The sequence below is a fragment of the Sinorhizobium sp. FG01 genome, assembly GCF_002531875.1.
In the GTDB taxonomy this organism is placed as follows: domain Bacteria; phylum Pseudomonadota; class Alphaproteobacteria; order Rhizobiales; family Rhizobiaceae; genus Sinorhizobium; species Sinorhizobium fredii_C.
The window spans coordinates 20,969-27,173 of the sequence record NZ_NWTB01000032.1 but is presented as its reverse complement, the minus strand read 5'-3'; the positions used below and the strand labels follow the sequence as shown (position 1 = coordinate 27,173).

The 6,205-nt window shown below is 65.7% G+C and carries 7 protein-coding genes; 6 read left to right on the top strand and 1 reads right to left on the bottom strand.

The genetic code is table 11. The annotated features are described in order from the left end of the window. Positions 1 to 483: 483 nt before the first annotated feature. A complete protein-coding gene (locus tag CO656_RS31145; protein ID WP_234819670.1) occupies positions 484 to 621 on the bottom strand; it encodes a DUF2235 domain-containing protein in 138 nt (45 codons plus the stop codon). 270 nt (positions 622 to 891) lie between these two features. Between CO656_RS31145 and CO656_RS28065 the strand changes: the two genes are divergently transcribed. The 6 genes from CO656_RS28065 (at position 892) to CO656_RS28040 (ending at position 6,201) form a co-directional block, all read left to right on the top strand. Further along, on the top strand, positions 892 to 1,110 hold the full coding sequence (locus tag CO656_RS28065) for a hypothetical protein (RefSeq protein WP_202862279.1): 219 nt from the start codon (positions 892 to 894) through the stop codon (positions 1,108 to 1,110). Between the two features lie 17 nt (positions 1,111 to 1,127). After that, positions 1,128 to 2,330: a cytochrome P450 gene (locus tag CO656_RS28060; protein ID WP_097527977.1), complete on the top strand. Its 1,203-nt coding sequence runs from the start codon at positions 1,128 to 1,130 to the stop codon at positions 2,328 to 2,330. 93 nt (positions 2,331 to 2,423) lie between these two features. Then, the gene (locus tag CO656_RS28055; RefSeq protein ID WP_028004338.1) at positions 2,424 to 3,716 is read left to right on the top strand and encodes a cytochrome P450; all 1,293 of its coding nucleotides are present in this window, start codon (positions 2,424 to 2,426) and stop codon (positions 3,714 to 3,716) included. 1 nt (position 3,717) lies between these two features. Continuing rightward, positions 3,718 to 4,026, top strand: coding sequence for a ferredoxin (locus tag CO656_RS28050; protein WP_097527979.1), 309 nt, complete (start codon positions 3,718 to 3,720; stop codon positions 4,024 to 4,026). Then, positions 4,013 to 4,858: an SDR family oxidoreductase gene (locus CO656_RS28045; protein WP_028004337.1), complete on the top strand. Its 846-nt coding sequence runs from the start codon at positions 4,013 to 4,015 to the stop codon at positions 4,856 to 4,858. Before CO656_RS28050 ends, CO656_RS28045 begins: the two co-directional genes overlap by 14 nt. Beyond that, a complete protein-coding gene (locus CO656_RS28040; protein WP_028004336.1) occupies positions 4,858 to 6,201 on the top strand; it encodes a cytochrome P450 in 1,344 nt (447 codons plus the stop codon). The genes CO656_RS28045 and CO656_RS28040 overlap by 1 nt, the downstream gene beginning before the upstream one ends. Positions 6,202 to 6,205 lie beyond the last annotated feature (4 nt).

Genomic DNA, 6,205 nt, shown 5'->3' with positions numbered 1-6,205 from the left:
CAGACCGTGGATCCGCGAACAAAGGAGGCTTTGTGATGCCATCAAAATGAACCATTGACAAAAAACCTGATGTGAGGGGAATCAAATTGAAGTCCGCACTAGTTTTATTGGCCCAGCAAATCCATCGAGCATGGAAAACTCGAACGAAGTCGCTGCCGCGCCAGACTTGTGGGCAAGTGTTTCGCAGATCGCCCGATCGGCGGAATTCAGGTTAGCCAACCTTTCGGATGAAGGCGGAGTCTGCGAGGATCCATAGGGCGGTGGAGGAACTCTTGCAGCCAATGACCTTGCCGACCACGTCGCCGGAGTTTGATGGCGGTCTCTGATAGCAAACGATCAAGGCCGCCTTGGCACGACGGCTGTGGTGAGTTGAACCCGTCGCTTCGTCCATCAACGATGAACGGTACGCGTGATCACGCCTTGGGATGATGCCGAAGCCGTCGGGCGTCTGCCGTCGGAAAAGTTCTCGGCCGCGTGCGACCATCAAACCCAGCGAGATGGCGGAGAGGCGGCTTCGTTTTCCGGATAGCTACAGCCGACATCGGAGTGGTTTCCGGCGAACCACACCTGCTGCAGCCAATCCGGATGCTTGAAATAACGCGCAAGGGCTGCCCCGCACATTCAGCACGAGAGCAGGTCTTTGTCGGGCACCTGCTGCGCCGGTTGTCGGCAATAAGACTCAATGCCAGAAACCTGACACTACGCGCCGCTACGAAGTGCCTGCTGAGCTTGCGAATTCACTTCGGCACGCGATTTGCTCGTTTCACGGCATCGTCACCAATCGCAGTGCGATGGTCTTGGGACGGACACGGCGCACGTCGCTGTTCGCGTCTGGTCCGTTCCGACGGTTCGCTGTGGCAATGACTTGGCGCTCGGTTGTGAATCGCGAAAATGCAGGGAAGTGTTGGATGCGATCTAGAGTTCTTCTTTTGGGGCTGCCTGGGCGCTGCGCTGGCGCGCCTGGAATTGCGATGCGCCTTTCCGCCGCTGTTCGTGCGGCTGGAGGATCTGGCGCCGACCATCGCCGCGCAGGACGTCGTCTACATGCCGTCTTACGTCATTCGCTGCCCGCAACGCCTGCCGGTCACCTCCCGCCCTTCCATCGCTTAGAGAAGTGAAGTGCCACCATGTCCGAACAACCCTTGCCGACGCTGCCGATGTGGCGCGTCGATCACATCGAGCCCTCGCCCGAGATGTTGGCGCTACGCTCCAACGGTCCGATCCACCGCGTGCGCTTCCCGTCCGGGCACGAAGGCTGGTGGGTGACAGGCTACGACGAGGCCAAGGCAGTGCTGTCCGACGAGACGTTCCGGCCCGCGGGAATGCCGCCGGCGGCATTCACCCCGGATTCGGTGATTCTCGGTTCGCCGGGGTGGCTGGTCTCGCACGAGGGAGGCGAGCATGCCCGGTTACGCGCAATCGTGGCGCCGGCCTTCAGCAGCCGCAGGGTGAGGCTGCTCGCGCAACAGGTCGAGGCGATCGCCGCGCAGTTGTTCGAGACGCTGGCGGCCCAGCCCCAGCCCGCCGACCTGCGGCGCCACCTCTCCTTTCCGTTTCCGGCCATGGTCATCAGCGCGCTGATGGGCGTGCCCTACGAGGATCACGCCTTTTTCGCCGGGCTGTCCGACGAGGTGATGACGCACCAACATGAAAGCGGCCCGCGCAGCGCGTCGCGCCTGGCCTGGGAAGAACTGCGCGCCTACATTAGCGGCAAGATGCGGGACAAGCGCCAGGATCCGGGCGACAACCTGCTGACGGATCTGCTCGCGGCGGTCGACCAGGGCGAGGCGACCGAGGAAGAGGCGATCGGCCTGGCGGCGGGCATGCTGGTGGCGGGGCACGAGAGCACCGTCGCGCAGATCGAATTCGGCCTGCTGGCCATGTTCCGCCATCCGCAACAGCGCGAACGTCTGGTCGGCGATCCATCCCTGGTGGACAAGGCGGTGGAGGAAATTCTGCGCATGTACCCGCCGGGCGCGGGCTGGGACGGCATCATGCGCTATCCGAGGACCGACGTGACCATCGCGGGCGTGCATATTCCCGCGGAGAGCAAGGTGCTGGTCGGCCTGCCGGCGACGTCGTTCGATCCGCGCCATTTCAACGACCCGGAAATCTTCGACATCGGACGCGACGAAAAGCCCCACCTGGCGTTCTCCCACGGGCCGCACTACTGCATTGGAGTGGCGCTGGCCAGGCTGGAACTCAAGGTGGTGTTCGGTTCGATCTTCCAGCGCTTTCCCGCCCTGCGTCTGGCCGTGGCGCCCGAAGAACTGAAGTTGCGCAAGGAGATCATCAGTGGCGGGTTCGAGGAGTTCCCGGTGCTCTGGTGATGCGCGGACGCCGCCGGGTATCGCGATCTTCTCCGCAATTTGCCGGCGCGCCTGGCGCGCGCCGGTCAGATCAGCCAGCCAACAGGTAACAAGATGGACGTGCAAGAAACCACGGCAGCATGCCGGGACGCTTTCGCCGAACTGGCGTCGCCAGCGTGCATCCACGACCCGTATCCGTTCATGCGGTGGTTGCGCGAGCACGATCCGGTGCATCGCGCGGCGTCGGGTCTCTTTCTGTTGAGCCGCCATGCCGACATCTACTGGGCGCTCAAGGCCACGGGCGATGCCTTTCGAGGACCGGCGCCGGGCGAACTGGCGCGCTATTTCCCGCGTGCGGCGACCAGCCTGTCCCTCAAACTGCTGGCGTCCACGCTAGCGATGAAGGACCCCCCGACGCATACGCGTCTGCGCCGGCTGATCTCGCGCGATTTCACCATGCGCCAGATCGACAACCTGCGGCCGAGCATCGCGCGCATCGTCGCAGCGCGCCTGGACGGCATGGCGCCCGCGCTGGAGCGCGGGGAAGCGGTGGACCTGCATCGGGAATTCGCGCTGGCCTTGCCCATGCTGGTCTTCGCCGAACTGTTCGGCATGCCCCAAGACGACATGTTAGGGCTCGCCGCCGGCATCGGCGCTATTCTGGAAGGCCTGAGCCCGCACGCCAGCGATCCCCAGCTCGCCGCGGCGGACGCGGCCAGCGCCAGGGTGCAGGCCTACTTCGGCGACCTCATACAGCGCAAGCGCACCGATCCCCGCCACGACATCGTGTCGATGCTGGTCGGCGCACACGACGACGATGCCGACACGCTGTCGGATGCGGAGTTGATTAGCATGCTGTGGGGCATGCTGCTGGGCGGCTTCGCCACCACTGCTGCGACGATCGACCATGCGGTCCTGGCGATGCTGGCGTATCCCGAACAGCGGCACTGGCTGCAGGGAGACACCGTGGGGATCGAGGCATTCGTCGAAGAAGTCCTGCGCTGCGACGCACCCGCCATGTTCAGCTCCATTCCGCGTATCGCCCAGCGCGACATCGAACTGAGCGGCGTGATGATCCCGAAGAACGCGGACGTGCGCGTGCTGATCGCGGCCGGCAATCGCGACCCGGACGCCTTCGCCGACCCTGACCGCTTCGATCCTGCGCGGTTCTACGGCACCAATCCTGGCATGTCGACCGACGGGAAGATCATGCTGAGCTTTGGCCACGGCATCCACTTCTGCCTCGGGGCGCAACTGGCCCGGGTGCAGTTGGCCGAGAGCCTGCCGCGGATCGAGGCGCGCTTCCCCACGCTCGTCCTGGCCGAGAAGCCGACCCGGGAACCATCCGCGTTCCTTAGGACATTCCGCTCGCTGCCGGTGCGGCTGCATGCGCATGCGGGGGGCTGAGATGCGCGTCGTGATCGACCAGGATCTGTGCGGAACCACCGGGCAGTGCGCGCTGACGCTGCCAGTTGCCTTTCGCCAGCGCGAACCGGATGGCGTGGCCGAAGTGTGCGTGGCGACGGTCCCCGAGGCGTTGCACGCCGCAGCGCGGCTTGCGGCCAGCCAATGCCCGGTCGCCGCCATTCGGGTCATCGAAAGCGACGCTGGCGATGATGATCACGCCAGTGCCGAACCTGTGCCTTCTCCGGCAGGGGCCGAGCGGCATGCCGCGAAAGAGCAGCGCACTGCAGGAGGACGAGATGGGACGGTTTGAAGGCAAGGTTGCCGTGGTGACCGGCGCCGGCGCCGGCATCGGCAAGGCATGCGCGCTCGCCATCGCGCGGGAGGGGGGCCGAGTGGTGGTGGCTGACATTGATGGCTCGGCGGCCATCGCCTGCACCGCGCAGATCGCGGCCGAAGCGGGCCAGGCGCTTGCCCTGGCCATGGACATCGCAGATGCGCAGGAGGTGGCCGCGCTATTCGAGACGGCGGAGCGGCACTTTGGTGGGGTCGACCTGCTGGTGAACAACGCGAGCGCCATGCATCTGACCCCGCGCGACCGCGCGATCCTCGATCTGGACCTGGCGGTTTGGGATGAGACGATGGCGACTAATCTGCGTGGCACGCTGCTCTGCTGCCGGCAGGCCATCCCACGGATGATAGCCCGTGGCGGTGGCGCGATCGTCAACATGTCGTCGTGCCAGGGGCTCAGCGGTGACACCGCGCAGACGTCCTACGCCGCGTCGAAGGCGGCGATGAACATGCTGTCGGCCTCGCTCGCCACCCAGTACGGTCACGCGCAGATCCGCTGCAACGCGGTTGCGCCGGGTCTTATCATGACCGAACGGCTCCTCGCCAAGCTGGACGAGTGCATGCAACGGCATCTGCGCCGGCACCAGCTCCTGTCGCGCGTCGGCCGCCCCGAGGACGTGGCCGCGCTGGTGGCTTTCCTGCTCTCCGACGATGCTGCGTTCATCACCGGCCAGGTCGTGTGCATCGACGGCGGCATGCTGACGCATGTGCCGACATACGCCGATGGTGGCAACAGCCGCGCCGCGCGGCCCGCCGGCGACACCGCCGAAGCGGCCGCTGCGCCAGGGAGGTGATGGACATGCTGCTCAACCCGCTGAACCGTCGGCACCGGCTGCGGTACGACATCCCGGTCATGCCCGGCGCCTTCCCCGTGGTCGGGCATCTTCCCGCCATCGTTTGTGACCTGCCGGGCCTGCTGCAGCGCGCGGAACGGACGCTGGGCAGCCACTTCTGGCTGGACTTCGGCCCTGCCGGACAGCTGATGACCTGCCTGGATCCGGATGCGTTCGCATTGCTCCGGCACAAGGACGTGTCCTCGGCGCTGATCGAAGAGATCGCGCCCGAAATCCTTGGCGGAACGTTGGTCACTTTGAACGGTAGCGCGCATCGGCAGGCACGCGATGGGATCAAGGCGGCGTTCCTGCCCAGGGGGCTGACCGAGGCCGGGATTGGCGAGCTGTTCGAGCCCGTCATCCGGGCCCGGGTGCAGGCGTGGCGCGACAGCCGTGAGGTAACTATCCTGCCCGAAACCGGCGACCTGATGCTCAAGCTCACATTCATTCTCATGGGCATCCCCGCCCAAGACCTGCCGGAGTGGCATCGCAAGTACCGGCAACTGCTGCAGTTGATGGTCGCTCCCCCGGTCGACCTGCCCGGAACGCCCTTGCGGCGCGGCCGCGCCGCCCGCGACTGGATCGACGCGCAGTCGCGCCAGTTCATCCGCGATGCGCGCGCGCATGCCGCGCGCACCGGATTGATCAACGACATGGTGAGCGCCTTCGATCGCAGCGAAGACGCGCTCTCCGATGACGTCCTGGTCGCCAACATCCGCTTGCTGCTGCTTGCCGGTCACGAGACCACCGCCTCGACGATGGCCTGGATGGTGATCGAGCTGGCGCGGCAACCTGAGCTGTGGGACGCCCTAGTCGAGGAGGCGCAACGCGTGGGCGCGGTGCCGACTCGGCACGCGGACCTGGCGCAGTGTCCGGTCGCCGAGGCGCTGTTCCGCGAGACGCTGCGCATGCATCCGGCGTCCTCGCTCGTACCGCGTCGCGCGACGCAGGATTTACAACTCGGCCAACGGCGCATTCCCGCGGGCACCAGTCTATGCATCCCGCTGCTGCATTTCTCGACCTCGGCGCTGCTGCACGAGGCGCCTGATCAGTTCCGCCTGACGCGGTGGCTGCAACGCACGGGGCCGATCAGGCCAGTGGACATGCTGCAGTTCGGCAGCGGCCCACACGTCTGCATCGGCTACCACCTGGTATGTCTGGAACTGGTGCAGTTCAGCATCGCCTTGGCCCTGACCATGCACAAGGGCGGGGTGCGGCCGCGGTTGCTGAACGACGCCGAAAAAGGGCGGCGCTATTACCCGACAGCACAACCCTCCATGAAAATCCGCATCGGATTCTCATGAGCTG